General features: G+C 50.3%; 24 protein-coding genes. 2 read left to right on the forward strand and 22 right to left on the reverse strand.

The genetic code is table 11. From position 1 onward, the window contains the following. Window positions 1-67: 67 nt before the first annotated feature. The 7 genes from HOK28_10540 to HOK28_10570 form a co-directional block, all read right to left on the reverse strand. Window positions 68-1594, reverse strand: coding sequence for a DUF4340 domain-containing protein (locus HOK28_10540; protein ID MBT6433521.1), 1527 nt, complete (start codon window positions 1592-1594; stop codon window positions 68-70). A gap of 20 nt (window positions 1595-1614) precedes the next feature. Next, on the reverse strand, window positions 1615-3189 hold the full coding sequence (locus HOK28_10545) for a GldG family protein (GenBank protein MBT6433522.1): 1575 nt from the start codon (window positions 3187-3189) through the stop codon (window positions 1615-1617). A gap of 10 nt (window positions 3190-3199) precedes the next feature. After that, window positions 3200-3919, reverse strand: coding sequence for an ABC transporter permease (locus HOK28_10550; protein ID MBT6433523.1), 720 nt, complete (start codon window positions 3917-3919; stop codon window positions 3200-3202). A gap of 11 nt (window positions 3920-3930) precedes the next feature. Continuing rightward, window positions 3931-4878, reverse strand: coding sequence for an ATP-binding cassette domain-containing protein (locus HOK28_10555; GenBank protein ID MBT6433524.1), 948 nt, complete (start codon window positions 4876-4878; stop codon window positions 3931-3933). A gap of 155 nt (window positions 4879-5033) precedes the next feature. After that, window positions 5034-6512 (reverse strand): D-glycero-beta-D-manno-heptose-7-phosphate kinase, encoded by a 1479-nt coding sequence (rfaE1, locus tag HOK28_10560; protein ID MBT6433525.1) that lies wholly within the window; start codon window positions 6510-6512, stop codon window positions 5034-5036. Between the two features lie 86 nt (window positions 6513-6598). Beyond that, window positions 6599-7432, reverse strand: coding sequence for a DUF481 domain-containing protein (locus HOK28_10565; GenBank protein ID MBT6433526.1), 834 nt, complete (start codon window positions 7430-7432; stop codon window positions 6599-6601). Beyond that, complete coding sequence (locus HOK28_10570; protein ID MBT6433527.1) at window positions 7404-8270, reverse strand: HEAT repeat domain-containing protein; 867 nt, start codon at window positions 8268-8270, stop codon at window positions 7404-7406. Before HOK28_10570 ends, HOK28_10565 begins: the two co-directional genes overlap by 29 nt. Window positions 8271-8488: 218 nt before the next feature. Between HOK28_10570 and hutU the strand changes: the two genes are divergently transcribed. Together hutU and HOK28_10580 are read left to right on the forward strand one after the other, a co-directional pair. Continuing rightward, window positions 8489-10135 carry a urocanate hydratase gene (gene hutU / locus HOK28_10575; GenBank protein MBT6433528.1) on the forward strand — a complete coding sequence of 549 codons (1647 nt, stop codon included), beginning with the start codon at window positions 8489-8491 and terminating at the stop codon, window positions 10133-10135. 3 nt (window positions 10136-10138) lie between these two features. After that, window positions 10139-11359 (forward strand): imidazolonepropionase, encoded by a 1221-nt coding sequence (locus tag HOK28_10580; GenBank protein MBT6433529.1) that lies wholly within the window; start codon window positions 10139-10141, stop codon window positions 11357-11359. A gap of 24 nt (window positions 11360-11383) precedes the next feature. On the opposite strand, the gene HOK28_10585 is transcribed toward HOK28_10580, so the two are convergent. The 15 genes from HOK28_10585 to HOK28_10655 all read right to left on the reverse strand — a co-directional run bounded on the left by HOK28_10585 (window position 11384) and on the right by HOK28_10655 (window position 24905). Next, window positions 11384-11764, reverse strand: coding sequence for a response regulator (locus HOK28_10585; GenBank protein ID MBT6433530.1), 381 nt, complete (start codon window positions 11762-11764; stop codon window positions 11384-11386). After that, on the reverse strand, window positions 11764-12396 hold the full coding sequence (locus HOK28_10590) for a hypothetical protein (protein ID MBT6433531.1): 633 nt from the start codon (window positions 12394-12396) through the stop codon (window positions 11764-11766). Before HOK28_10590 ends, HOK28_10585 begins: the two co-directional genes overlap by 1 nt. 71 nt (window positions 12397-12467) lie before the next feature. Further along, window positions 12468-13532 carry a chemotaxis-specific protein-glutamate methyltransferase CheB gene (cheB, locus tag HOK28_10595; GenBank protein MBT6433532.1) on the reverse strand — a complete coding sequence of 355 codons (1065 nt, stop codon included), beginning with the start codon at window positions 13530-13532 and terminating at the stop codon, window positions 12468-12470. Further along, the gene (locus HOK28_10600; protein MBT6433533.1) at window positions 13532-14410 is read right to left on the reverse strand and encodes a protein-glutamate O-methyltransferase CheR; all 879 of its coding nucleotides are present in this window, start codon (window positions 14408-14410) and stop codon (window positions 13532-13534) included. The genes cheB and HOK28_10600 overlap by 1 nt, the downstream gene beginning before the upstream one ends. After that, window positions 14407-16452 (reverse strand): HEAT repeat domain-containing protein, encoded by a 2046-nt coding sequence (locus tag HOK28_10605; protein MBT6433534.1) that lies wholly within the window; start codon window positions 16450-16452, stop codon window positions 14407-14409. The genes HOK28_10600 and HOK28_10605 overlap by 4 nt, the downstream gene beginning before the upstream one ends. Before the next feature lie 22 nt (window positions 16453-16474). Then, on the reverse strand, window positions 16475-16987 hold the full coding sequence (locus HOK28_10610) for a chemotaxis protein CheW (GenBank protein ID MBT6433535.1): 513 nt from the start codon (window positions 16985-16987) through the stop codon (window positions 16475-16477). Next, the gene (locus tag HOK28_10615) at window positions 16987-17613 is read right to left on the reverse strand and encodes a purine-binding chemotaxis protein CheW (protein MBT6433536.1); all 627 of its coding nucleotides are present in this window, start codon (window positions 17611-17613) and stop codon (window positions 16987-16989) included. The genes HOK28_10610 and HOK28_10615 overlap by 1 nt, the downstream gene beginning before the upstream one ends. Then, complete coding sequence (locus HOK28_10620; GenBank protein ID MBT6433537.1) at window positions 17610-19742, reverse strand: chemotaxis protein CheA; 2133 nt, start codon at window positions 19740-19742, stop codon at window positions 17610-17612. Before HOK28_10620 ends, HOK28_10615 begins: the two co-directional genes overlap by 4 nt. Beyond that, entirely contained in the window at window positions 19739-20113 is a 375-nt protein-coding gene (locus tag HOK28_10625) for a response regulator (protein MBT6433538.1), read from the reverse strand. Before HOK28_10625 ends, HOK28_10620 begins: the two co-directional genes overlap by 4 nt. Window positions 20114-20274: 161 nt before the next feature. Further along, window positions 20275-20757, reverse strand: coding sequence for a peptidase M17 (locus HOK28_10630; GenBank protein MBT6433539.1), 483 nt, complete (start codon window positions 20755-20757; stop codon window positions 20275-20277). A gap of 5 nt (window positions 20758-20762) precedes the next feature. Then, window positions 20763-21191: a transcription antitermination factor NusB gene (gene nusB, locus HOK28_10635; GenBank protein ID MBT6433540.1), complete on the reverse strand. Its 429-nt coding sequence runs from the start codon at window positions 21189-21191 to the stop codon at window positions 20763-20765. A 5-nt stretch (window positions 21192-21196) separates the two neighbouring features. Continuing rightward, the gene (locus tag HOK28_10640; GenBank protein ID MBT6433541.1) at window positions 21197-21685 is read right to left on the reverse strand and encodes a 6,7-dimethyl-8-ribityllumazine synthase; all 489 of its coding nucleotides are present in this window, start codon (window positions 21683-21685) and stop codon (window positions 21197-21199) included. Continuing rightward, window positions 21682-22863, reverse strand: a complete 1182-nt coding sequence (gene ribB / locus HOK28_10645; protein ID MBT6433542.1) for a 3,4-dihydroxy-2-butanone-4-phosphate synthase — start codon at window positions 22861-22863, stop codon at window positions 21682-21684. The genes HOK28_10640 and ribB overlap by 4 nt, the downstream gene beginning before the upstream one ends. Continuing rightward, complete coding sequence (locus tag HOK28_10650) at window positions 22860-23507, reverse strand: riboflavin synthase (protein MBT6433543.1); 648 nt, start codon at window positions 23505-23507, stop codon at window positions 22860-22862. Before HOK28_10650 ends, ribB begins: the two co-directional genes overlap by 4 nt. 162 nt (window positions 23508-23669) lie before the next feature. Further along, window positions 23670-24905 carry a CinA family nicotinamide mononucleotide deamidase-related protein gene (locus HOK28_10655; GenBank protein MBT6433544.1) on the reverse strand — a complete coding sequence of 412 codons (1236 nt, stop codon included), beginning with the start codon at window positions 24903-24905 and terminating at the stop codon, window positions 23670-23672. Window positions 24906-24939 lie beyond the last annotated feature (34 nt).

Consider the following 24939-nt stretch of genomic DNA (forward strand, 5'->3'; position numbering starts at 1 on the left):
CATTTCACTGAGCAGTGATACGGATAATTGGTCCTGTGTCAACTCACCAGAGTGCCCTATTTACAAGTTATCTCACTTGTTCGGCTTTTAGCGCCGGTTTAACTGTGCGTTGCTTCTCAAAAGCCTTGAGCATCTTCTTTTTTTGCTCTTCTTGCTCTAACTGCATCAAAATCTGCTTACGAATTTCGGGCGGCAATTGGCTCAATGAACTCGGATCTAAATTACCCAGATTGGGCCGCTGGGGTGCAACCTTTTTACCCATCGACTTCAGATCGCTCAAAACTGCGCCCAAAGAGCCCTGGTCTGCGTAATATAGAGCGGTATCGATGGCGCCTCGTGCATAAAGCATGGTCTCGCCTTTCACGTCGGCGACTGCGCCGAACTCAATCTTGCGGGTCGATCCGTCTCCCAACGTGACGCGTACCTGCTTTTTCGAACGTTTAAACTTGGTTTTGCGCGGCTTTGTATCAGGAGCCAGTGCTTTGGCTCGGTAGTTCTTAAGAACTTGTAACCGGGCCTCCACAGCTAAGACATCCAGTTCGAAACCTTGAGGCAACGGTGGATTAGCTGAGCCAACCACCCACCCTTCCCCTTGCCGTTTGAGCTCGGCTTTCATGGAACCATCCATAATTTCGAAGCTCTGCACGTCGGGTAGGGAGAAATCGATAAGTCTCAAATCTCGAAAATCACGAGGAGCTTGAGTGAGGAGCTGAGAAGAATGGGACGAAAAGATAAAAACATCCCCCTGAGGCAAGACCTTGCCATAGACCAATTTACTCCCAGCCTCCTGGCCTATCACCAAGGTTTGAGCCGCCCGGCCGGTGTCCTTGAAATGTACAACAACTCGGCTCGCCTCCTCACCAAGACCCATAGTTTCATGACTTGCGCCGTCGACGAATTCACGTGCACGTAAATCAGACAATGCATTCACGAGACGGTAGGCGGCCGCGTGGTCAAAACGAAACCCATCAGGCAGCACCGAAGCATTGGCCAGTGACCATGCTCGGGTGTCATCAGCACTGGGCACCAAGCTATAAGACTCACTTTCCCGTACCTTAATCTCGACCCGCGCTATCGCATCCATTTCTGCCTGGACCACACGCCGGTCGACCCAAGAGGCGGTGGGTCGTGAAAAGGTCCCGGGGAATACTCTCTTCATCGAGTAAACTTTGTTCTCGAACAGGATATAAGAGCCGCCTGCATCGGCGCTACCGATCACAAAGTCTGCTACAACCGAATCGCCAGACGAGACAACCACATGTGTTCCCTCTTTCTCGTCGACCTTTAATTCTGCGAAACGTTCAGGCTTCTGCGTAACCAAGTTGGTAGAATCAATCTTTACAAGAGCATCCAGCGCTGCCTTCACTGCAGTTGCATCGGCACGTCGACCGCTCTCAACCGTCCAAGAATCTTCCTGACGCTTTAAAACCACAGGGTGCTTACCCTTAATCGTCAACCCGCTGATCTGCGTACTATCCAGCTGCGTAAAAGACACCCGAGACACACCGCGCTCTTGTTTTTCGCCCTGCTTAACCCAAACCATTCCGGCCAAGACGATACAGACGAAGACCGCTAGGCCCGTTGACTTATTCATTTCCATTACCTTCTCTAAAACTAAAATTGCGCAGTAAGACGACGGGCTTCACGTCTTCGCCATCGCACGATACCGAAGAGCATGAACAAAAGTGGCAGACCCACAATATTCCCGTACTTCACCGTCAATCGCTCTGAATCCTCTAATTCCTCTAATGGTGCGGCCGCGAGCCCTCTGGTTCGCACCGCTAACAAGTCTTCATCCAAGACGAGCCAATCCAGCAAATTCAAAACCAAAGCTTCGTTGCTGCGTTGCATGAACTGGTCTGTTAAAAAGCTGGATGTACCGGCGACTAAAACGCGTGATTGACGCGCCGATGTTTGCTTCAATTTTACAACAGCCACCAACGGATGCGCCGCCTGCTCTCCGAGTGCATCTAACGTCCAGCGCTGAAATGGGTCCATGTTGAATGGCGCATTCGCAAGCCAAGACTCTTTAGACGAACGAACCAAGACATCAACCTCATGACCAAGCTGCGAATCCTCAACAACCAGCGGACTCGCAAATGGTAATGCAACTTGCCCCAGTCCTCGGGTCAAAGGATGCTCGTTATCTAAATCTTCCGATACCGGCATAAATGGATATGCAACCTGTTGAGCTACTCGCATATAACCTTGTTGGCGCATCACGTTAATCGTTGAGCATGACTTGTCTAAAACAAGCTCAGAGGATGGAACCACACCGTAAGTTGCCAAAAGACCTTGAAGTCCGTGTACCTTCGGCTCAGTTTGCAAAGTTTGCTGATCGACTGAAAGCGCATCGAGTAAAAACGCCGCCGACCCACCGCCTGCAATAAACTCTTCAATTTGACTTATTTCATTGGCACCCAACGCAGACTTTGGACCCGCAATGATCAAAGCGTCTAAATCTTCCATCATCGGCATCTGGGTTAAATCGAGTTCAGTCAGACTGTAGAGCTGGCCAAGCATTCCCCAAAGTCGCCCCATATCTTTTTTAGGTTCAGGGCCATCGTGCCCTACTAAAAAAGCTACCTTCGGTATGCGAGGACGTACCATTTTGCGGATGATGGTTGTGAGTTCGTACTCGAGATTAGCAGTGTTTTGAACAACAGGAATGACCTCGGTTTGGTCACCATAATGAAGAGCCAAGCCCATAAAAATACGCTTCACCTCAAGCTTATCATCTTCATTCACACGCAACTCAACCGGAGGGATACCAAGCTCCTGAAGCTTCGTCTCGAGTTCGGTTGCCTCCCGAACACTTCGTCCGAAAATATCTTTTTGAACGTTCTTCTTCTTCTCTTTATCTGCATCACTTTCAGCAGTTGCGGGGTCTATAAATTGAAAGCTAAAGTCAGCGCTATTACGAGCGTAATACTCCTCGAGCAAATCACGCACGTACCGAGCATTGTTTCCATAAGGCGCCGGCAAGTTCGCCGTAAAATAAGCATCGATGCGAACCGGGTCTGGTAATTCTTCCAGGCTCTTAACTGTGGCGTCACTCAGCGTAAACTGTCCGTCTCTCGTAAGGTCTGCTCTTGCAAACATCTCAAGCGCCAAAACGTTTAACGCAATTAAGCTACCGATGACTGCGAATACCAAAATCGATTTATCTATAGTCTTAGTTTGCTTCATCACCCACTCCTTACGCGTGCTGACGGTTCATCGATTGAACCGACAAGAAGAGTGCACCCGAAGTTACGCTCAAATAGTAAAGAACATCGCGTGTATCGATCACGCCCCTCGCCAAATTATCAAGATGGAAGCTTAAGGACAGGTACTCAACAATCGCGCCCAGACCTTGAGGCATGAAAAACTGCAGCCAATAAACAAAATAGAGTCCCGCACAAACCAGAAAGCCAATGATAAAGGCCACGATTTGATTACTCGTTAATGTTGAACACAAAAGGCCGATAGCAGTCATAGCCGCTACAAAAAGCAGGAGGCCAACATAACCGGAGATTACTGGACCCCAGTCCAAATCCCCGACGAAACTTACACAAACCGCATAGATGAGTGTGGCTAAGATAGCAGAACTTAGTAAGGCAAAAGCGCCAAGGAATTTCCCGAGGATAACCTGAGTGTCCGTAACCGGCATCGTTGTCAAAAACTCAATCGTTCCTGATTTCTTTTCTTCGGCCACAAGGCGCATCGTGAGTGCAGGAACCATGATAACCAGCAGCATCGAAGGACTAAATGGTGATGGAGCAAAGAACATTCTCATATCCGCTCGTTCCATTAAGAAAAACGAACCAAAAAACATCCAACCTGCAACCAACAGAAATGAAACGACCACAATATACGCGATTGGAGAATCGAAATAACTTTTCAGTTCACGCCCGGCGATTGTTAATATGGGATTCATCAATAATCTCCCTACCCCTGAGTTAAGCGTCTAAAAGTATCTTCGAGAGAAACGTGCTCTCGATGTAAATCTAAAAGAACCCAATCCTGTGCCACGGCTGCGCCAAAAATATCTCTTCTTGGGTCATCGGTTCCCGATGTGCGAATTTTGAAGCCCAGGGTGCCCTGCCCGTCACCATCGGTGTGGGCCACAGATCTTACGCCAGGTAAGCCCTGGAAATGCTCTTGGATTCGGTTCCGCTCAAGTGGAGTACCGTTTCGGGGAGCAACCACAACATTTATTTGGCCGCCTTCTTGCTGCTCCATCAAAGCCTCTGGCGTATCATCGGCAACCAACTCACCATCATTAATGATGACAATCCGGCTACATGTAGCCTGGACCTCTGGGAGAATATGCGTTGATAAAATGACTGTTTTTTCTTGCCCCAATTCACGAATGAGCTGGCGAATCTCAACGATTTGATTGGGATCGAGCCCGGAGGTTGGTTCATCGAGAATCAATAAATCAGGGTCATGAACCAGTGCCTGCGCAAGTCCTACTCTCTGACGGTATCCTTTAGAAAGCTGGCCGATGTCTTTACCTAAAACTTTCTCTAATCCACAGCGCTGGCCAATTTCCATCAAGCGGCTCTTGCGAAGGTCCAGTGGTACGCCTCGAAGCTTTGCCGCAAAATGTAGAAAATCAACGACCATCATGTCGTCGTACATGGGCGCGCTTTCCGGCAGATAGCCAATGCGGCGCTGCGCCTCCAATGGCTCGTCCGCCACCGCGATTCCGCCAACTGTGACTGAACCCGACGTTGGCTTTAGAAAGCCCGTCAGCATTTTCATGGTGGTACTTTTACCTGCACCATTTGGACCGAGAAAACCTAAGACCTCACCCTTAGAGACCTCGAAGGAAATTCCTTTAACAGCGCGATTAGGTCCATAGTCTTTTATGAGGCCATGAGTTTGAACCATGACCTGACCCGTTTTATGAATCATTCCGAGCTCCCCTTCATACAAGTTGAAGTCCAGCGAGAGCCATAGGGCTCGGCGCAGAGAGGCATTCATAGGCTATTTGTGGAGCTATTGTGAAGGGTTCACCAGCTTATTTAAAACGATTATAGGCAATCTTAGCCCGCCTGGGTGTTAGCACTTTCTCTCGCTAAAATCGTATTCACGATCTCAGTGCTGGAGCGGCCTTCCAAGGTGTCGATTAGGACAAGTTTGCCCCCTCTACCTTCGACAAAGTCACGGCCTACAACCTTATCGGCCGGCCAGTCAGCACCTTTGACGAGAACATCAGGCTTAAGTGATTCGATTATATTTTTCGGGGTATCTTCATCAAAGAGCACAACATGACTCACGCACTCCAGAGCGCTAAGTACAGCGGCTCGTTCTTTTTCTGGAACAATGGGGCGCTTGGGGCCTTTAAGCCTTTGAACAGATGCATCTGTGTTGAGGCCAATCATTAAGAGATCGCCACTGAGCCGCGCTTGCTGCAGGTAATGAACATGGCCCGCATGAAGCAGGTCAAAGCAACCATTTGTAAAAACGATATTTTTACCCGCTTGCCGGTACCTCTCAGCCACCGATACCGCCTCGTCGAAATCCAAAATCTTTGCATACTGGTCACTGCCACCGCGAGCCACACTTGACCTTAGCTCTTCCGGTAAGACTACCACGGTTCCGAACTTTCCGACCGCTATCCCCGCTGCAATATTGGCAAGTTCAGCGGCATCGCTTACGGCCATACCACAAAAAACTCCCATGGCTGCAACTGAGATCACTGTATCGCCAGCACCCGTCACATCATACACCTCGGAGGCTTGGGCAGGTAATCTCAACGCCTGCTTATCCGACTCATAAACAAGCATGCCGTCTGCACCGCAAGTGGCCAGAACAACCTCTGCCTGGGTTTGCTCCTTCAGCTCTGCAACCGCTTGCTGGAAATCCTCAGGTAAATCGATATTTCGCTGAGCCGCCTCGCCAACTTCCCGGCGATTGGGGGTAATCATATAAGCACCGCGATATCGGCTGTAATCACGGCCTTTTGGATCGACGCAGACTTTCAGGCCAAGCTTCGTAGCTTCAGCTATAAGGCGATTCATTAATGAGATGCCTACAACCCCCTTGGCGTAATCAGAAACAACGACCCCATCAACCCGCGCTAAAAGAGGTTCTATCTTGTTCCAGAGCGCATCCGTCATAGCTGCGGTTGCCAGGTTCTTGGACTCTCTGTCGATTCGCAACATATGTTGGTTTTGAGCGACGATCCGAAGCTTATAAGTTGTCGGTCTGCTGGGATCTTTTACGAAGCAATGCTCAATACCTGCAGCCTGAACCAAATGTGCCAAAGTCTTTCCTTCAGCGTCATCCCCGGTAAATCCGGCCAGGGTAACATGAGAGCCCAGAGCTCTGAGATTATTGGCTACGTTTGCAGCACCGCCTGCAACATGACGGGTATTTTTCGAGAGAACAACGGGTACGGGGGCCTCGGGTGAAGTCCGACCGACATCACCTTCAAGGTAACCATCTATCATCACATCGCCCACCACGAGAATCCTCAGAGGTGTGTCCCGAACGAATAAGGTATCAAGTGCTGTGGTCATAGTGGTTAGAGTACCCAAAGTCCCGCACGGGTCAACAGCCCGGCTCCACCTAAACCAGGAGTGCTCTAACGCTTAGGAAGCGGCTTCTAAAAACTGAACTCAAGAGATGTCTTTAGGTTGGTATCTAGAGACTCGATCACTGTATCGACATCACTGTAGGGCTCACTGTCGTAAGTTGCGTTAAAGGAGACCTTCACGGAAAAAATATCATTCGCCTTCACCGTTAAGCTATTTTCAGAATAAATTCTTAGATCTGAAAAATCGTCCAGGCGCGGTTGCAAGAAGTTGGTGGAGTTCAAGCCAATAGTCTCGGTGATATTCCAGCCCAGTTGAACGTAGTTGGACCAACGGTGGTCAAAATCTGCGAAACTTGAAATCGTGATGGGTTCATCGGTCCCTTCAATTTCACGCTCGAGTAAATAAGTTGAGCCAAGCACCATGCTTAGATTCTCAAAGGGCTGCCAATTCGCTGCAAGCCCCCAGCCAAGAAGCGCCCTGAACTTAAGTGCCTTAAACATATCATACTGGTGCTGAAACAAGGCTTCAGTCGTTAGCCAGTCCGTTAACGTGTAACGATAGCGGATATGCTCAAAGGTACGAGCAATATAAACTTCTTCACTCTTTGAGCCGTAGGTAACCTGCGCCTTAAACAACAGGCCGTGGTCAGCGTGATGGTAAGAAGCATTCGCACTGCCCGACCATTGAAGCAAATTTGTGTTGCCGGTTCGCCAGGTAACCGATGTTGCAAACTTGCCCGCAAAACCATCTTTCTGGGTTCCACTTGGTAAAACATTTACGATGGCTAAAGCCGGCGCAGAGGTGACTAAAACACCCAATATAAGGACGCTCGAAAGGAATATTCTATTGTTCACAATAAGCTCGCTTCTTTGATTACTTACCTGCCGCTGCATCCAGCGCATTGGCTTCTGCTTCCAAAGCTGCTGCTTTGGCTTCAGGGCTATTGGGGTCAACTTCGTTGCCGCTTACAGCTTCACGTTCACCAATGTAACGAAGCATGTCGCCGGCCATTGAAGTCACGTCGCCGTCGCCTTCTTCGTTATCAACCAAGGCCTGAAACACGGGTGCAGCTTTTTCTTTCGTAACAACTGTTGCCAGAGCTGAGACCAAGGTGCGTCGAAGCATCGGAGGCTGTGTCTCATCTTGAATCAGTTTAATCATCGTATCCGCCGCAGGAGCAGCCGGAGTTCCGATTTTACCCATCAACCGAGCTGATTCAATTCTGATGGGCTCATAAGTATCTTGAACCCCCTTCATCAAGAGATCGACCAACGCGCCTTTTTGCCGAACAATAATATGTCCTGCGTCGCGTGCGATCTTGGCATTTCCCGTACCGGTATAAGCCGCGTAGAGAGCATCACGCCCGCTAACGTTGGCTGGGTCAATTTGCACCAAAGCCGTCGCTGCATTCAAGCGCACATTCGGTACTTGTTCCTGAGCTAAAACTTTCTCAAGTTCAGGAATCGCTGCCGGGCCCACTGCTGCCAACGCTTTTACAGCATAGGTCTGCACCCCGTCGTTTACGTCGTCTAGGAGCTTAGCCATGGCCGGTACAGCCGGAGCACCAGCAGGTCCCGCCGTTGCAATCGCTTCACAAGCCGCTCTTCGCGCGTAATCATTGTCACTTTCTAGATCCATGGTCCAAGAGCCCATGGTTCGCCCCATAAAGCGCGGTTCATTACATCCAACAACGACCAACGAGGCCAAAGCGATCATCCAACTCAAATTGCGTAAACCCATAGGTTCCTCCAGTTTTCCAGATTCGTAGAGGGGAGATACACTACCGGGACCAAAGTGCCAATATAGGTTCGACATACTTGCGCGACGCGTCATCTTTGTAAGGTTTTCTTTCGGCAATTCTCGCGTTATATGCGGCCCTTGATACTCCTGAAAAAAGGGGTCAATAGGCAACAAACGAACTCAGCCGCACAGAGTTCTGAGACCGAGGAGAAGACCATATGTCACGGGTAATTCGAGCCGCACGAGGCACAGAAAAAAGCTGTAAGGGCTGGGTTCAAGAGGCTGCATTACGAATGCTTATGAACAATCTGGACCCTGAGGTAGCAGAACGTCCAGAAGATCTGGTGGTTTACGGCGGAACAGGAAAAGCCGCGAGAAACTGGGAAGCATACGACAACATCGTCAAAAGCCTTCAAGATCTCGAGGACGACGAAACGCTCCTGGTACAATCGGGCAAGCCCGTCGCGATCATGAAGAGCCATCCAGATGCACCCCGCGTCCTAATCGCCAACAGCAACTTGGTCGGAGAATGGGCTACCTGGGATCATTTCCACGAACTCGAGAAAAAAGGCCTGATGATGTATGGCCAGATGACTGCGGGTAGCTGGATTTACATTGGAACCCAGGGAATTTTGCAGGGTACCTACGAAACCTTCTGCGCGGCCGGCAAAACCCACTATGGCGATGCAAATCTCAGCGGTAAGTCCATCTTAACCGGCGGACTTGGCGGTATGGGCGGAGCGCAACCTCTAGCGGCCACCATGGCCGGTGCCTGTATGCTTGCAATCGACGTGGACCCACAGCGAATCCAGCGGCGCCTCGAAACCCGTTACCTCGACGAAGTAGCTGACAATCTCGACCTAGCACTGGCCCGTATTGACGAAGCAAAAGCTAAGGGCGAGGCGGTCTCTATTGCGCTTTGTGCCAACGCTGCAGATGTCTTTCCCGAAATCGCTAAACGAGGCTACGACTTCGACTTAGTCACAGATCAAACCTCAGCTCATGACCCTCTAGGCGGTTACGTGCCTCACGGCATGACGATGGCAGAGGCAGACACACTCCGAGAGGCCGATCCTAAAGTCTATGTAAAGCGTTCTCAAGAATCGATGGCTGCCCACTGCAAAGCGATGGTGGATATGAAAAAACGCGGAAGCCACGTTTTTGATTACGGTAACAACCTACGAGCACAAGCTAAGCTTGGCGGCTTTGAAGACGCCTTTGCTTTTGAAGGCTTTGTACCTGCTTATATTCGCCCACTGTTTTGCGAAGGAATGGGTCCATTTCGCTGGGTCGCACTTTCCGGCGATCCTGAAGACATCAAGCGTACAGACGAATGTGTCAAAGCGCTCATCGACAAGCCCGAGCTTCACCGCTGGATTGACATGGCTCAAGAGCGCATTCAGTACCAAGGGCTGCCCTCTCGAATCTGCTGGCTCGGCTATGGCGAGCGCGAAAAGGTAGGCCTGGCTTTTAATGAACTCGTTCGAAAAGGTGAGGTAAAAGGCCCCATTGTTATTGGGCGTGACCACTTAGACTGCGGCTCCGTTGCAAGCCCGAACCGAGAAACTGAAGCCATGAAAGATGGTTCCGATGCTGTGGCTGATTGGCCTATTTTAAACGCGATGCTCAATGCTGTGAATGGCGCAAGCTGGGTGAGCTTTCACCACGGCGGCGGTGTAGGCATCGGCTATTCTCTACACGCTGGTATGGTTATCGTGGCAGACGGTACCGAAGAAGCTGACAAGCGTATCAAACGTGTTCTTCAAGGTGACCCTGGTATGGGCGTCGTAAGGCACGTGGACGCAGGTTACGACCTCGCTAAAGATGTGGCCCGAGAACGCGGCGTAAACGTTCCCGGTTTATAATCCATGGGTACCATACACTATCAGGGTATTTCAGAGCTGGTGCGCCCCTTCCTAGATGAGGGCGATACCCGTTCACCCATCGAGGTGGTTAAGCAGGCCACACTCAGTGTTTCGGATGGCGTTGTCGTTTTTGCCGGACCACAGGATTCGGCAACCATCAACGATGGGGACACCACCATCGACTTAGAAGGACGCGCAGTCCTACCGGGTCTCATCGATTCCCACACGCACATTGTATTTGCCGGTGACCGTATGGATGAGATGGCCCGTCGAACCCGCGGCGAGACATATGAAGAGATTGCCAAAGCTGGGGGCGGCATTGTTCGATCGGTTGAAGCTCTACGCGCCACGGAGCTCAGTTCGATTGTCACCCAATCGCAAAAGCGCCTTCAGAATATGCTGGCAAGAGGAACCACAACTTTAGAAATCAAAACAGGTTATGGCTTAGAACCAGAACTTGAAAACTTACAACTGCAGGTCATCCAAAAGCTGCGCCAGACGGTTCCAGATCAAACCATTTTTGCAACAGCACTCGCCCACGTGATTCCGCCCAATCGCCGCGACAACCGCAAAGAGTATATCGATGAATTCTGTAGCCAAGTGTTGGGGCCAGCAGCTGCGAGTCAGACGGTTCAGTTTTGTGATGTGTTCGTTGAAGCCACTGCCTATACCCCAGATGAGTGCCGCTACATTGCTGAGCGCGCAAAGGCCGCGGGGCTCAAAATCAAGCTTCATGTGGACCAACTTCATGAAGGCGGAGGTGCTGCGCTGGCCGCCGAGCTGGGTGCACTTTCTGCTGACCATCTAGAGTTAACCTCTGCGCAAGGTCGTGAGGCATTGGCTCAAGCTGGAACCATCGCAACCATTCTTCCTGGCTGTGGTCTTTTCTTGGGCGGCGCTAACTGGCCAAACGGTAGAGCACTGCGAGATGCGGGATGCGAAGTTGCGATTGCCACAGACTGTAACCCCGGCTCATCAATGGTTATAGATCTTCCTCTCTGCGCCACCATGGGTGCGACCCAGTGTGGACTCTCACTGGAAGAATCTCTTTGGGGGATGACTCGAGGCGGTGCGAAAGCACTTGGTTTAAACGACCGAGGCTCTCTAAGCCCGGGAGAACGCGCTGACTTTATCGTTTTAGATCACGCAGATTGGCGCTCGCTGCTTTACAACCCAGCAGCGGCTCCTCTTCACTCTGTATTTATTCAGGGAAACGAGCTTTAAGCAGCTCGTATTCAGAGACGGTTGTTAGGTGTAGAGCCCTAACAAATCACCGACAGTGGCTACGACCTCTGATGGCTTCACTGGCTTGACCAAGTAAGCATCCGCTCCAAGAGATAAGCCGCGATCGCGATCTTCACGTGCGCCTTCAGTCGTGACAATGATAATTGGGATGTCGCGATGCTTTGGATCCTTACGAACCATCCCGACCAATTTAAGACCATCCATCATCGGCATGTTGATATCAGTAATCAAAATGTCAATTTGATGCTCTCTCATTTGTTTAAGACCATCAACGCCATCTTCAGCTTCAAGTATCTTAAGCTCTCCCATTTGCCCCAAAGCAGAGACAAGGAGTTGACGCATGGTCGGAGAATCTTCAACAACGAGTGCAGTGTAATCGTTCATTACTCGGCCTCCCCAGGTAACATCACCGCGAGTAAATCACTCCGATTGGAAAAATCCCTACCAGATATAGTAACAAGCCTGGCAGCGAGTAGAGAGACGAGAATCGTCGTACTTAACATTTGGTAGAGCTGTAACTCGGCTGCCCTAACTTCTGTCTTATGTCCCAAAAATCGGTAACAAAGCAAAAGAGCTGCTCGTTTATTAGCAAGCTTAAGTGGCACCACAACGCGCGGTTCCGCTGCGTTTAATTTTTCCATGACGATCAACGAATCTGAAGTGAACGGCTTATCGGACTGCACGCAATTTGCAACGACGCCACTTGCCAAATCAATCTCCGATACGGCTTCTTCACTTAATCCAACCGCCATAACGGGAAGTAGCTTATCACCCTCTTCCGATACCATCGCGATCGCAAAATCGGTTGCGCCAACGAAATTCACCATGATTTCTTGAAGTACCTTTTTAGCGTCTTCGAAACCCAAGGCTTGCTGCAATTGAGATGTCGCAATCAATGTTTCCAGTAAATGATTATTTCTCGCCTCAGCCTTCTGCAGACGAAGCTCGGCTTCGTCCAGCGCCTGTTGGAGGTCATTCATCTGGTCTTCGTGCCCAAGTGAGATATTATCTTCCACTGGGTTATCTTCGGAATCCATTAGGCTCCCCTTTAATTAGACTCATATTTATCACGATCCGTTCACCCGCCTCAACTCTGCTGACCAGATCGGACACCTTCTCCGCGGGCAAATTGGCATAATCGGGTGCCGATCTCATCTAATGCCAAAACCTCTTTAGCGGCTCCCCGCTCGATGGCCTCCTTCGGCATTCCAAAAACCGCAGCAGTTTCAGCCGACTCCGCCACTGTATGCCCTCCTGCCTCCACCAAGGACTGCATTCCTCGCCCGCCATCGCTCCCCATTCCCGTGAGCAATATTCCGAGCACCGAACCATCATAATCTCGCGCTACGGACTGAAATAAGGTGTCCACCGATGGTGAGGTCTCCATATATTCAGCCTGCCACACCCTAAGGCGCCAGCCTCCTTGGTAGGATTTCAGCTCCATATTGTGAGCCCCAGGGCAAATGTAGATATGACCGGGCGACACTTCGATATTATTTGTGGCCAATAGCACCTTTGGAGAAAGTGCTCGATCTAAGCGCTCGGCAAAAGCACCCGTAAACGTCGCCGGCATATGCTGCGCAACAAGGTAAGCAGTACCGCCGCCACCAGGTAACATTCCTAAAATATGCCTCAGTGCTCTGGGTCCTCCCGTTGATGCACCAATACAAGCCACACGCCTAACGACACCGCCAGGTACCTCTGCTAATTTCTCTATATTCCGAGTGTCTTCTTCATTGGTGCTTGCAAGTTTGATTTGCCGAGCAACCCGGGCTTTACGAAGAATCTCATTTCGCAAATGCTCTGAAATCTCTCCGGGGAAAAAGTGCTTCGACTTTGCTACAAAATCATAAGCACCTAACTCCAAAGCATTGAAGACATCTTGTGCCCGGCTGTGCGCGCTGACAACAAGGATAGGCATTGGCTTTTGTTCCATAATGACACGTAGAAACGTAAAGCCATCCATTCTTGGCATTTCTAAATCTAATGTCACCAAGTCGGGATCCAGCGTCATCGCCAGCTTAAGTCCAACTTCGCCGTCCGCAGCGGTTCCAATCACTTCAAAGTCCGGATGACTATTCAGAGTTTGCACAATTGTTTCACGGTTAAAGCTCGAGTCATCAACCACCACAACTTTAAGTGGTTTGACCATCAAACGTCGCCCCCGGAACCGGTGCTAGGATCGAGTGGCTTACGGTAGACGATACCGCGCTTGAGCGGAATCAATTCAAAACCCGTTGAAAGATTTACAAGGCTCTCAGAGTGGCCCAGCAGCAGGTAACCGCCAGGTCGCAATCGTTCAAGAAACTCTTGTAAGAGTTGCTCTCGGCTCTCCCGAGCGAAATAGATCATAACGTTTCGGCAAAAGATGACATCGAAATTTTGATAGCCAACGAGGGTGGACGAATCGATGAGGTTTGCTTGCTCGAAAGTAACTTGGCGACGAATATTCTCGTTGATTCGAAACCGAGCTCCCTCTCTTCGAAAGTAACGTGTCATCACATCGGGACGCGTTTCTCTAAACGAAGCTTCTCGGTAGATACCGTCGCTCGCCTTATCTAAGACCTGCTGCGAAATATCGTTGGCGAGAATATTAAAGTCGAATGAGTTTGTGAACCCTGAATCATTGAGCAGCATCGCCAGCGTGTACGGCTCTTCTCCACTGGAACAGCCCGCCGACCAAATATTAACCGGCAAATCCCGCTCGTGCTCCTGAAGAATATCGGGAATAATTTCTTCGATGAAATCTTTAAGCTGATATTCTTCTCGAAAAAAGTATGTCTCGTTGGTCGTAATACGCTCAACAATCTCACACAGTTCTTCATAGCCATCACGGGTATACTTAACGTAACGGTAATAACTTCGAAAATCTTCAAGCTCGAGCGCCTTCAAACGTGGTCTTAAACGTCGTTCCAGAAGGAAAGTGACGTTGTCCGGTAAAAAAATCCCACAATGCTCATGGATGATCTCCCTGAGCAATCTAAACTCCGCTTCTTGGAGCCGGATGTTGTGAGAACCGTGACCACTCACGCATCAGCCTCCACCAGAGACTCTAGCTCTTCAAAGGCGGCACGCACTATAACTTCACGCTCTTCTTTCAAAAGACGAGTAAGGTCCTCTTTCTTCATCACTATGCGGCGACGCTGAGCCATTTCCGCTGCAGCCAACCGAACATCCCATGACGGGTGCTCCATGGCCTTCAAAAGGCGCTCGCCTGCCTCATCTCTTGATAGACAACGCAAAACATTCATAGCTTCAACGACCACTTCAGAGTCGTGGTTCTTTAAGGCTACATCGATAATGCCATCAACTCCGAGAGGACAAAGTCTCGCCAGTGCTTGTAAACTCGATATAGCGACTGCAGGAGATTCATGTTCGACCATTCGAAATAGTTCATCAACCACCAGGTGTGCTCCTGAGCGCCCCAGCGCCTCAACCACTTCAGAAACAACCCAAGGGTCATCATCTTCCATAGCCTGTCGAAGTGCTACCAATGCTTGGTCAGTACTAAACGCACCCAATGCTCTCGCTGCTGCCGCCCTCACTGTGGCCACAGCATCGTTAAGTGCCTCCAGAAGAACCTCTTCCGGAAAACTACCCCCATAAGATAAGGACGCGCCGAGCGCTGCTTTTCTTATTTTGGGATTCGCATTGCGAACACCTTCAACAACAACATCTAAATCTTTAGATCGTCTTAGCGCGCCGAGAACTGAAAGCCACACAGCGTTCTGACCTTTACGCTCAATCATCATTCGAACCTGGTCAGCCACTCTTTGTGGATGACGCTTGCCAATGGCCGATAGAGCAAGCGTTGCCGGCTGCTTGAGGTCGGACTCACCTGTCACAATCAATTCAACAATAACGTCAACTTCGGTTGCGCCGCCGATACGAGCCAACGCATGAATCGCGGCCTCTGCTGCTCGAGAGTCACCACCATGTGCCGTACGAACCAAGGTGGGTATCACCGAGTCATCGCCGAGCAATTCTAAGACTTCAAGGAATAAAACCCGCGCACTCGCTCTGGTGGTACTGAACTCGCGCATAAGCGGTTCAACCACTTGCGGACCCATATTCACAACAGCTTCCACAGCCCTCGGTTCCCACGCTTCACCTGTGCCTGCCCGCAGAATATCTGAGGCGAAAACCGGATCCCCAATCATCACCAGAATATCGAAAGCAGATTCGGCGATGCTTGTTTCTTTATCGCCCAAAGCTTCACGAATTCTCTCGAGAACCTCTGGTTTTTTGAACAGTTCTTTTTTGAGATCGGATAGGTCAAGAGGTGCGAATACAGTCATCGCATGTCTTACGCCTTTTAGGGCCCCTGTTCGTACACTTCGTGAACCATCCATCATATGCTTAGCGAGGAGCGGAAACGCCCTGGGATCACCTGACAGACCTAGAAGGGGTCCAACCAACCGAACGATAGACCGTTCTCTCTCCCATACCTCAAGGATCTTAAAATCGACTTCTGCTTTACATGTACCGAGCGCTCCAACCAAATAATTCAGGAGCTGCTTGTCTCCAATGGCCTCAGAAGCGCGTCTCACCAGTTCACTGACGACTGCACGTCCGCCAATACTTCCCAGCGCCTCTACCACTGCAGCCTGCACATTTCGGTCTCGGTCATTGAGAGCTGCAAAAAGGCTCACACGAGCTGTGTCTGTTCCAATGGAGCCAAGAATTTCTACGATAAACTTACGTCGACTGCTGTCTGCGGTACCAAGCGCGACGACGAGGTGCTCCAGTGCGCCGGAGCCTATTTCAATCAATGCCTCGGCTGCAGTGTTTCGTAAACGCGCATTGTTATCGGCGCTTAGAGCCTCAGTGAGTGTGGCAATTAGCTCAGCCGTATGCTCAAAGGATGCAATCTTCTCAACTGAAGCTTTTCTAACACGCCAACTTGGGTCACCCATCAATTCGATAATTTGATCAATGGCATTATCAGCCGCAGGGTTAATCGCCTGAATGGATGCGTAACGCGCATTCTCAGGAGTGAGCCCTACATTTGTCTCATGGTGAGCAGTCTCAGAAAAAGATGCTGGCGTTTTAAATTTTGAATCGGTTGTCACAGCGCCTAAGCCCCACGTATTATTAGGGTTGCCCCATCAACTCTGATGCTGTCATCACGTCGATTGCCTCTTCAGACTCAACAACGTTACGAACATTCAAAAGGATCAGGATCCTCTCTTTGTGGTAACAGACACCCATAAAATAGGGAGCTCGTTCTGCGTCAAGAAAACCTGGCGCGGGTCGGATAGAAGTCCGAGGCACACGGACTACCTCGGTAACCGCATCTACGATGAGTCCCAAAACCCGGCCGTCAATAACCAGGATGATAACCCGTCGCTTGGATGAATCTGTTGACAGTGGTCCCAAACCGAACCGGTTGCGCATATCGACCACGGGGATAACAGAGCCTCGCAGGCTGATTACGCCTTCAACAAATCTAGGACCTCTCCGAACCGGTGTTACCGGCAGAGGTCTGATAATTTCTCGAATTCTTAAGATATCGACGACGTATTCCTCATCACCCACTTTAAAAGCAGTAAGCTGAGTAATTTCCTCGGTTTCGATACTACCTAAAGTTAAACTTTCACGTTCCATTAGGTTCGCTCCAATACACTAACGACGCTGTCGCCATCTAGAATGATTAGAACCCTCTCACCAATACGACCGACGCCGCGAATAACGTCACCGGCCTCAAGACGCATCGTCTGCGGCTTTGGCTCAATCTGAGTTCGCTCTAAACGAACAACGCTTGTTACACGATCAACCAGAATGCCGACCGGTTCATCGTCGGCTCTTAGAACCAGAACACGGCTCGCTCGGGTGACCTCTTGCTTATCGAGTTTTAATACGATTCTTAAATCAAGAATGGGTACAACCGTACCGCGTAATGAAATAACACCCAAGAGCCAACGCGGCCCTCTGGGTACATCTGTAATTTCCGGGACCTTAATAATTTCGCCGATTTCTAAAATATCAACGGCGTACTCTTCATCAGCAACCCAAAAGCTCAAAAGCTCGACGATATTATCGGACAGAACAGCGGCTGTAGAAAACGCAGGATCGGATAGATAACTTGCAAGGCTCTGCTTCTGTTCCTCTTTTGAAACAAAAAACTCGCTGATATCTGTGATATCCTGCGCGCCTAAGAGCGGAGGTAGAACTCCCCGTCGCAATGAGAAACCTTCTCCCGGATCAAAACCACCGTTGTCTGACTCGCTCATCTTGCAGCACTCGCTCTCTCTTCATTTTGAGAAGTCATTTCATTAATTAAGCCAACCATATCAATCACCAGAATTGTTTTCTGGTTACCAAGCTCGGTTGCACCCGCGATGCCCGGTAAGTTTCTCAATCTTCGGCCAAGAGACTTAATAACAATATCCTGTTGACCAATCAGCTCATCCACGACCAAGGCCATCCGGCTCTCACCTACTCCCGCCACAACACTAAAAGCATCGTGAGAGCGCTCACCCTCCATACCGAATATTTCTCGTAAGTCGACCAATGGAACCGTCGTGCCGCGTACCGAAATCACCTCACGTGTTTCGATGGTTTTAATTTGCGTTTCTTGGAGTGACAGTGTCTCCATCACGTTATTCAACGGCAGAGCATAAACGCGGTCGGCAATTCGAACAATCAACGCCGGAATAATGGCCAACGTGATTGGCAATGTAACCGTAGTCTTCGTTCCGACACCCATCTCAGATTCAACATCAATGATTCCACTGAGTTCGGCAATATTCGTTTTAACAACGTCCATCCCCACACCGCGACCACTGTATTCAGTGACCTGATCAGCAGTTGAGAATCCAGGCATAAAAAGAATATTAAAGATTTCGCGGTCCGTCATTTCGCGGGCTCGCTCTTCAGTAATGAGCTCTCTTTCAAGCGCCCGGGCAAGAACCTTCTCGGTGTTGATACCGCGTCCATCATCGGCGATTTCAACGACAACGTGGTTACCTTGTGCAACCGCAGTTAACCGAACTCGGCCTTCTTCATCTTTCCCAGATTCTCTACGTTCGTCTGGAGCCTCGAGACCGTGGTCAACCGAGTTACGAATCAGGTGCATCAATGGATCGGCGAGATCTTCGACAATAAGCTTATCCAGCTCGGTGTGTGCACCCTTCACCTCAATCCGAACGCGCTTACCGAGTTCACGCCCAATTTGACGGCCGATACGAACCATACGCTCGAAGAGGTTATCAAGCGGAACCATACGCACTTCCATGATGCCAGCTTGTAAATCAGCCAAACGTCGTTCGAAGTTACGACTCGCTTTGTGCAGTTCAACGGCCATGCCGGTAAACCCAATATCTTGCTTAAGCTCTTCACTGAGCCGCTGAACAGCCATTTTCGTTAAGGCAAGTTCACCAACCATATTCATCAGTCTATCCAAGCGGCGGATATCAACACGTACGGTTTGCATCGCTGCACGTTGTGGACTTGGACTCGGCGCGGGCTCAGCTTTTTTCGCTGCTTCAGCTTTTTTTGCCGGCTTAGGCTTTGCCTCCGCCGGGGCAGCTTCAGATGTAGCGGCTGCTTCGGGAGCAGGAGCACCGATTGGCACCGCTTCTTTCTTGGCTGGTGCGCTGCTGCCCTTACTGTTCTTACGTGCAATGGGAACTATTTCGGCCCCATCGACTGTAATGATTTCAGTAAGTTCACCTTGCGATAGTTCAGAGCCCACAATGATATCAAACGCCAGAGTTCCTGGGTCGGTCTCTTGTGAACTTGGTAGCTTCGAGATGACCTCGCCCTTGCCTTTGAGCGCAGCATCAAGCTGAGCAAGGCCCTGGTCAAAAGTCGCTAAATCGAAAGCAGTATGAAGCGTAAATAAATTCTTACCACGCTTAACGTTTTCGCGAAGCCTGTGTTCTTCGTATTCTGTAAGGACACCGAGGACTTCTTCACCGATGTCGATGGTATCCAGGATATCCTCGCCGCCCTCATCCTCATCACCCTCTGCAACCTTTTGCAGTTGGTCTCTTAAGCTTTGAGAACCGGTGCCTTCGCCTTTAACACCTCTTGAAGCCTCTTCAATCAACACGCCGAAGCGATCAACGCAGCTAAAGAGGACGTCTACGGCGCGAGTGTCGAGAGAGACTTTACCGAGTCGCATACCATCGAGCACATTTTCCATATCGTGCGCGAGGCCAGCAACTTCTTCCAAACCAAACATCCCAGCGATCCCTTTTAGGGAGTGGGCACTTCTGAACAGATTGTTTAAACGGTCCGGATCAATTTCATCCGCACCCGTACGCATTTCATCTTCAACCGCAATAAGATCACGGTTCAGTGCATCCACAATCTCTTGAGCTTCAGCGACAAATTCAGGACTGACGAGAGTAGTCATTCTTTTTCTTGTAGCAACCTGCGCACCGTCTCAATTAAAACCTCATTCTCAAAGGGTTTAACCAAGTAATCTGTAGCGCCCAGTGCAAGACCTTTCTCACGATCACGGGCAGCTCCTTCAGTAGTAACTACAAGAACTGGCGTGTCGACGTGTTGCGGATTGTTTCGGATAAAGGAAAGCAATTCCAAACCATTGATATTTGGCATATTGATATCTGTGATGATGAGATCAAAACTTTCCACCGGAAGCACACGCAGTGCTTCCAAGCCGTTCTCGACTTCAACAACATCTATTTCTCCGAGTTCGTCAACTAAAGAGCCTATAAGCCCTCTCATGACGGGAGAATCTTCAACAACCAGTACCCTGGGCATGGGAGCCATCCCTCCAATATTATTTCGGTTTCACCCACTAAACAGCTTAGGAGCTTACCGAATTCGAGGCAACACCTGACACAAACAGGTACGATGCACCTGCGCATTAATTATCGGGTATTTTTGAGACTTTTGCCAAATTATTGGCGGAAATAAGGGACTTAGGCGCTACAAAACTCAGGACTGACCAAAATTCCAGTAAGATGGCGCTTAATTGTCCGAGAGGTCACATCTAAAAAGCTTTGAGCAATATCTTCGCGTCCGTAAACTTCGGGCTGAGAAAGATGAATTGAGGTGGCTCCCGCTCGGCCCATGACCTCAATAGCGGTACCACAGACGCTCGAAAGTGTAGACTGACTGAAAGTCCGCAGTGGTCCGAGGCCAAAAATGAAAAGTCTCTGGATATTGAGTGTTCCCGTGACCGGCATCAAAACGTGCTCGTCACGTCGACCTTCGAAATGGCCGGCAAGGATCAAACGAGACAAGGATCCACATAAACGCCAATCAATATAACCAGCTACACCGCGCAGTGGCCTCACATCTTGAAAGACGAAGACCGCCAGCGACTCAAGTTGAAGTTGATCCAGGCCTGAAAGATCGGCCGAGAGGCGTGTGGGGAGTTTAGCTACCTTAGACTTGGACACGGTGATTAGTGGTCGTCTGATTCAGGCTCTAATTTGTCGAGAATGCCGTTGATGAAGGCAAAAGAGTCCTGGCCACTGAACCGTTTTGCTACCTCAATAGCTTCGTTGATCGTGACAGATTTTGGGATATCGGGGCAATAAATGATCTCGTAAGCGGCCATTCGTAAAAGATTACGATCAACCTGAGCCATTCTGCCCATTTTCCATCGATGACTGACGCCTTCAATGGCCTGATCCAGTCCACCGAGCGCCTCAATGACACCATTGACCAAGCGTGTGGCAAAACGCCTGTCGTCTGGTCCCACCTTGTCAAAGCTGCCCCAAAAATCAGAAATCGCTTTAAGCCGCGACGATTCGTCTTTGCTTGTGAGCAAACTCTGCATGTCCATTTGGTAGAGGATCTGTAATGCGCACTCGCGCCCATGTCTGCGCATAATATTTACGACTCTCCGGCCGGAAGGCTCTTAAGTAAATTAGCTGTTTCGATAGCTGCAACTGCTGCTTCAAAACCCTTGTTACCCATTTTAGTGCCAGCACGTTCAATGCATTGCTCAATTGAATCTGTTGTCAGCACACCAAAGACAACCGGAACATCCGCATCCCACCCAGCCTGCGATACGCCGCGGGCACACTGACCTGCAACGTAATCAAAATGAGGCGTACCACCACGGATAACTGCGCCCACGCAAATGACTGCATCGTATTTCTTGCTGGTCGCCATACGGCGAGCTACCAACGGCATTTCAAAAGTACCGGGTACCCAAGCGACATCAACGGTCGAAACATCGGCACCGTGACGGCGTAATGCATCGAGAGCACCTTCAACCAATTTCTCAACGATAAATGCGTTGAATCGGCTAGCAACAATTGCATAGCGCCCACCGGCCGCGTTGAAATCACCTTCGTATACTGTGGGTTGCTGGCTCATCCTTCGCCTCCTGCTTTTTGGTCTTGCGACACCAATTCATGAATTTTCGTTGGCATCTTCGTCTCGTCCTGAATCAATGGAACCATCTCGTCCACTTCCAGTCCAAAACCTTTGATAGCCGCCAAGCGGCGTGGGTTATTGGTCAGAAGACGAATATGGTTCAACCCTAATTGACGCAGAATTTGGGCTCCAATGCCATACTCTCGCAAAACGCCGCTGTTATCGCGCGTAGCTACAGGACGTTTATCACCCAATGTCTCGATACGCTTATCAAGTGGAGTTTGAGGTGCGCCGCGGTCAATACAGACCATCACACCGCGCTCTTCTTCGCCCAATCTATCGAGTGCCGCGTTTAGCCAACCTCTATCGTTTGAAAAGAGATCACCAAATACATTCGCGAAAGGGTAACCTGAGTGCACGCGTACCAGAGGCGGAGGGCCGTTAAATAGGTCTCCCTTTACGACCGCGAGGTGCTGCTTTCCGTCTAGCCGAGTGCCAAAGGCCCAAAGCTCAACCTCACCCCAAGTCGGGTGTTCCACTTTGCGAGAAACAATCGGGTGCACAAGGCTTTCTTGAGTAAGACGGTACTGAACCAAATCCGCAATCGCGAGGATCGGCGTATCGTGCTCTTCCGCAAACTTCTTAAGATCCGGCATGCGCGCCATCGTGCCATCTTCGTTCATAATTTCGCAGATGACCCCTGCAGGATAACATCCAGCCATTCGTGCCAAATCGACACTGCCTTCTGTTTGCCCCGTTCGAACCAACACGCCGCCCTCGCGAGCTCGCAAAGGAAATACGTGACCTGGTCGAACCAAATCTTCAGCGGTGCTCTCTTCAGCAACAGCAACCTGAATGGTGCGGGCTCTATCGGCGGCACTGATACCTGTGCTCACACCAGTTCGTGCCTCAATAGAAACCGTGAATGCAGTCTCAAAGGGACTGGTATTCTGGTCCACCATCATCGGGATTTTAAGCTCTTTGAGCCGGTCTTCCATCATGGTGAGACAGATCAAACCTCGACCTTTCGAGGCCATGAAGTTGATCAATTCGGGGGTAACTTTATCAGCAGCACAGCACAAATCGCCTTCATTCTCGCGATCTTCGTCATCAACTAAGATGACCATGCGGCCTTCACGGATAGCGCTCAAGGCGCGTTGTACTTTTTCGTGGCTCATGCGAACCCCTTATCTTTCAGGTATTGCTCGGTCAACCCGGTGCTAACCGGTGTCTGGCGAGTGGCTAACAACTTTTCCACATAGCGCCCCAGCATATCAGCCTCCACATTGATGGCCTGCCCAATTTGCAGGGTCTTCAATGTGGTGACTTCGCGGGTATGAGGAATTAAACCTACAAAAATCATGGACTTATCAACATCGTTGACCGTAAGACTCACCCCGTTGAGGGTAATTGAGCCACGGGCAACTGTTATTCTACTCACACTATCAGGCACTTCGACCCCGACCCAAAGCATACTGCCACGCATTTCGCAGACACCAACATGCCCTACTGCATCCACATGGCCAGAGACCAGATGTCCGCCAAGCCTGTCACCTACGCGAAGCGCACGCTCCAAATTGACTTCCTCTGCAACCTGAAGACGAGCGATGGTTGTACGGTCCATTGTTTCTGTGGCAGCCTCGAAGGTCATAGAATCTTTAGACTTTTCGACAACTGTAAGGCAGCAGCCGTTGATGGCAACCGAATCACCGAGGGCGACTTCTGAAGTATTCATGGTCGATTGAATCGTCACACGCAGCGGTGAGCGGCCTTGAAGGCGACTGACCGTTCCTACACATTCGACCAAACCAGTAAACATCATGTACTCCAGAGCCCCTTGGGGAAGGTGCTGGGGGCTCGATTGAGGCTGCCATACACACAAAAGGGCCGAATCGAAAGAGGATTTCTCGTAAAAGTTCTTCAATTTTAAGGATTTTCGGAATCCCCAGCGAGGTGAAGAAGCTCTTGAAAACGGGTGTCTACTTTAAGAATCCGCTCTGCGCTGAAGGGCTCGGCGAAGCAAATCTAAAACACCAAAAGCGCTGACCACTTTATTGCGCTCCCGGCCATAGACCAAAGATAGCTTCCGAACTTCTTCAAAGTGCTCTCCGACGGCTGCCAAGAATACCGTGCCGACTGGCTTTTCAGGCGTTCCCCCTGAGGGTCCAGCAATACCGCTGATGGCTAAGCCATAGGTCGCTCCCGCTTTTTCTCGAACGCCCCGCGCCATTTCAAGAACAACGGGCTCACTCACTGCCCCGTGGGCCTCAAGTGTTTCGGGTTTGACGGCCAACCGGCTTACCTTAACCTCATTACAATAGGCCACGACTCCCTCTCGAAAGACCGCGCTACTCCCAGATACATCCGTAATCAAATCTCCGACCTTACCTCCAGTGCACGACTCGGCTGTGGCAACGGTGGCTTGAGCCTCTTGCAGCATTTTTACGAGACTCGCAGCAAACGGTCCCTTCTCTTCGCTAAAGAGATGGTTCCCTAATTTTTCCCGCGCGTAGCCCGCCGCTTCTTCTAAAGCCGGACGGTCATCGGCATCGCTGCTGAGTGAAACATCAATGGTTGGGAAATGTGCTCGAAACCCAAGACGAACCATCGGCCACTTGGTGCTCAATTCTTTAATCTTCGTCTCGACCTGTGCTTCCACCATCCCAAAGGTTCGCAAAACGACACGAGCGGGTTCGGCACTCGTCTCCTGTAATGGGGCCAAAACCGCGCTTTCAATCATTGGATCAAACTCGCGCGGCACACCTGGTACCGAGACAAATCGACAACCTTGGTAGACCACGGCAAAACCCGGCGCAGTGCCATGATGGTTCTCAATCACTTCTGCCCCAAGAGGTCTGTCTGCTTGTTTCAGTTGGTTTGCCGTCACTTCACGGCCACGGCCAATCAAGCGGTCCGTAATTTTCTGTGCCTGGGCTGCGTCGCGCTCAAGCTCTACGCCCAGTAAGCGTGCAAAAGACTCAGCTGTAATATCATCACTGGTCGGCCCCAAGCCTCCACTGACCACACACACCTTGGTCTCGCGCTCCGCAATGCGCTTGGCCTCACAAATGATAATGTCCAAGTCATCCGTAATAGTCGTGCGTTGTTGAATCTTTAGGCCCATTTCACCAAGCTTCTGGGCTAAACGCACTGTATTGGTGTCAGTCACACGCCCGTCGAGTAATTCATCGCCAATGATTAAGGCTTCAATACGCGTCATAAAAATCTCCACATCATCTTTTGATTCGAACCCA

This window comes from Deltaproteobacteria bacterium (assembly GCA_018668695.1).
Taxonomy (GTDB): Bacteria; Myxococcota; XYA12-FULL-58-9; order XYA12-FULL-58-9; family JABJBS01; genus JABJBS01.